Source organism: Streptomyces coryli (assembly GCF_011044975.1).
In the GTDB taxonomy this organism is placed as follows: domain Bacteria; phylum Actinomycetota; class Actinomycetes; order Streptomycetales; family Streptomycetaceae; genus Streptomyces; species Streptomyces coryli.
This window is the reverse complement of the sequence record NZ_JAAKZV010000448.1, coordinates 1-3,164: the sequence shown is the minus strand read 5'-3', so window position 1 is coordinate 3,164 and position 3,164 is coordinate 1. Positions and strand designations below refer to the sequence as shown.

Genomic DNA, 3,164 nt, shown 5'->3' with positions numbered 1-3,164 from the left:
GTCGGCTGAGTCCGCCGGGTCCGCCGAGTCCGCCGAGTCCGCCGAGTCCGCCGAGTCCGCCGAGTCCGCCAAGTCCGCCAATCCCGTCGGTCCCGCCAACGCCCCCATCGACGACGGCCCCCCGCCCCCCTGGCTCGTCCGCCACCGCACCATCATCTGGCCCGCCGTCGCCGCTGCCGCCCTCGTCCTCGCGCTCGTCGCCACCGCCGTCTTCATGCCGCCGCAGGACGCCGAGTCCGGTGCGCGGGGCGACGGTTCGGTCGGGGCGCCGCGGCAGGACGACGGCGCGTACGGGGAAGGGAAGCCGGGCGGCGGCGGGAAGAACCCGTACGCCTCGCCGGGCGGGAAGGACGGCAGCCCGGCGGACAAGCGCGACCGGAGCGCCTCGCCGGAGAAGGCGGACACCAGGGAAGGCGCGGACGGCTCCCCGGACGGGGACGGGGACGGGGACGAGGGCAGCGACGACGGCCCCGGGCAGCCCGCCCCCCTCACCGCCTCCACCCGCTCGCACGTCTGGGAACACGGCTGCGACCACGTCTACCTCGTCGACAAGTCCCCCTCGACCGTGCCCCCGCCGCCGGTGCAGCAGGACGCCGCCTCCTGGGCGAGCAGCCTCGGCGCCGTGCACGGCGGCAACACCATCGTCGAGACCACCCTGGAGCCGAGTGGCTCCGCGCCCGTCGTCGTGGAGGCGGTCAACGTCCGCGTCACCGGCCGTACGACACCCGCGAAGCTGCCCGCGTTCGAGATGAGCAACGGCTGCGGCGGCCTCGTCGGCAAGGCGTACTTCAAGGTGAACCTCGACGCGAACCGGCCGGTCCCGAGCCCGGTGAGCGGCTACGACGGCGAGCGCGAGGTGCCGCCCGCCGAACTGCCCTATCAGGTGACCGGCAAGTCCCCGCTCGCCTTCCGGGTGCGCGCGGACACCGGCGAGTACGACGCCCGCTGGTACCTGGAGGTCGAGTGGACCAGCGGCGGCCGGAGCGGCACGACCCGCATCGACGACGCGGGCCGTCCGTTCCGTACCAGCAGCACCAAGGGCCTCAAGCGCTACGGCTACGCGCTCGAGGAGCGGCGCTGGGTGAGCGACTGATCCGGCGCGGAGCTACAGGTACAGCCCCGACCGGTCCTGCTCCGGCACCGCCGCCACCCCGGGCGCGGTGCCGCGCCGCAGCGCGTACAGCTCCGCGAGCGAGGCGCCTTCGCGCCCCACGCCCTCGTCCGTGCCGAGCCACTCCACCGCCTCGGAGCGGGTCAGATTCCCCACCTCGATACGGGCCAGGCAGCGCCCCGGACGGACCACCGCCGGGTGCAGCCGCTCCAGATCCTCGTTCGTCGTCACCCCGACGAGGACATTGCGGCCCTGCCCGAGCAGGCCGTCGGTGAGGTTCAGCAGCCGCGACAGCGCCTGGCCCGCCGCGTGCTTGGCCTCGCCGCGGATCAGCTCGTCGCAGTCCTCCAGGAGCAGCAGCCGCCAGCGGGACTTGCCGGTCCCGGCCGGGTCGTCCTCGCCGATGGCGATGTCCATCAGATAGCCGACGTCGTTGAACAGCCGCTCCGGGTCCAGCACGCAGTCCACCTGGCACCAGTCCCGCCACGAACGGGCGAGGGTGCGCAGCGCCGAGGTCTTGCCGGTGCCGGGCGGGCCGTGCAGGAGCAGCAGCCGGCCGCCGATGTCGTCGGGAGTCAGCTTCATCAGCTTGTCCATGGCGGTGGCCACCGGGGCCGTGTAGTTCGTACGGACCTCGTCCCACGACGCGGCCGAGATCTTGCGCGTCGTGCGGCGCGGGCCGTGCCGGCCGGGGGAGACGTACCAGAAGCCCATCGACACGTGGTCGGGCTGCGGCGCCGGCTCGTCGGCGGCGCCGTCGGTCGCCTGGGTGAGGACCTGCTCGGCGAGCTCGTCGGTGACCGCGGTGACGGTGACGTCCGCGCCCTGCTGCCAGCGGGAGACCAGCACCGTGTAGCCGGCGCCCTCGGCGAGGGTGGAACCGCAGCGGTTCGCGTCCTTCGCGGCGCGCAGCACGGTGGCGCCGGGCGGCAGCAGCCCGGCGTCCTTCTTGACCCGGTCGATGGAGCGGGTGCGGGAGTACGGCTGCTCGCCGGTGGCGAATCTCCCCAGGAAGAGCGCGTCGACGACGTCCACGGTGGAGTCGCTGTCATCGACGTTCAGGCGGATGGAGAGGGCCTCTTCCGCCGGGGTGACAGTGTCATTGAGGGCAGGCCTGTCGACGGGCAGGAGGATCCTCCTCGCTTCGGTACGGCGCTCGGCACACATGCCGCCCATGGTCCGGTACGGAACCTGCTTGCGCACACAGGTTTTTCCCGGCGTGTCTCAGGTGGCCGCGCGCACCTTCCGTACCGCCTGGCGACTCCGGCGCACCACCGCGTAGCCGCGGGTGAGGGCGCGGTCGGTGGCGACGTCGCGCAGCTGGGGGCGGCCGGTCACGGCCCGTTCGAAGGCGTCGAGGGTGGTGTTGCGGCGCACGGTGAAGCGGCGCAGCGCGTACGGGCCCTGGCGGGAGCGGGCGAGATCGTTCTCGACGGCGAGCGCCTGGGCGAAGCCGGCGTCGCGGACGGCCTGCCGGACGCGGCGGTCGGAGTAGCCGAACGGGTACGCGAACGAGGTCGGCGCGCTGCCCGTCTCGGCGGTGATGATCTCGCGGCAGACGCGCAGCTCGAAGTGCAGCCGCGGGTCCGGGATCTGGTCCAGCTGGGGGTGGGTGTGGCTGTGCCCGCCGATCTCCACCCCGGCGGCGGCGAGCTCGCGCAGCTGCGGCCAGCCGAGCATCGTGTCCGGCGCGCCGCCGGTGTCGTACGGGCCGCACAGCCAGCCGGTGGCGGCGAAAACGGTGGCGGGGAACCCGTACTTGGTGAGCAGGGGCAGCGCGTGCCGGTGCACGCCTGCGTACCCGTCGTCGAAGGTGATGACGACGGGGTTGCGGGGGAGCGGGCTGCCGTCGCGCCAGGCGGTGGCCAGCTCGGCGGTGGTGACCGGCGTGGCGCCGACCGCGGCGATGACGTCGAGCTGTGCGGCGAAGTCGCGGGGTGCGACGCTGAGGCGGTGCGCGGCCGGGGCCGGGGTCTCGCAGACGGCGTGGAACATGAGGATGGGTACGGGTGCGTTCACGCCGCGGCTCCGTCCTCGGAGGGCTGTTCCCGCC

2 protein-coding genes and 1 pseudogene are annotated in these 3,164 nt (G+C 73.9%); 1 reads left to right on the top strand and 2 read right to left on the bottom strand.

The features are described from left to right. A pseudogene (locus G5C51_RS40990) lies at nt 1-1,093 on the top strand (transcriptional regulator); the annotation flags it as partial. A 12-nt stretch (nt 1,094-1,105) separates the two neighbouring features. On the opposite strand, the gene G5C51_RS40985 reads toward G5C51_RS40990, so the two are convergent. Beyond that, nucleotides 1,106-2,278 carry a DUF5925 domain-containing protein gene (locus G5C51_RS40985; protein ID WP_165245871.1) on the bottom strand — a complete coding sequence of 391 codons (1,173 nt, stop codon included), beginning with the start codon at nt 2,276-2,278 and terminating at the stop codon, nt 1,106-1,108. A gap of 57 nt (nt 2,279-2,335) precedes the next feature. After that, nucleotides 2,336-3,106 carry a polysaccharide deacetylase family protein gene (locus G5C51_RS40980; RefSeq protein ID WP_165245869.1) on the bottom strand — a complete coding sequence of 257 codons (771 nt, stop codon included), beginning with the start codon at nt 3,104-3,106 and terminating at the stop codon, nt 2,336-2,338. Nucleotides 3,107-3,164 lie beyond the last annotated feature (58 nt).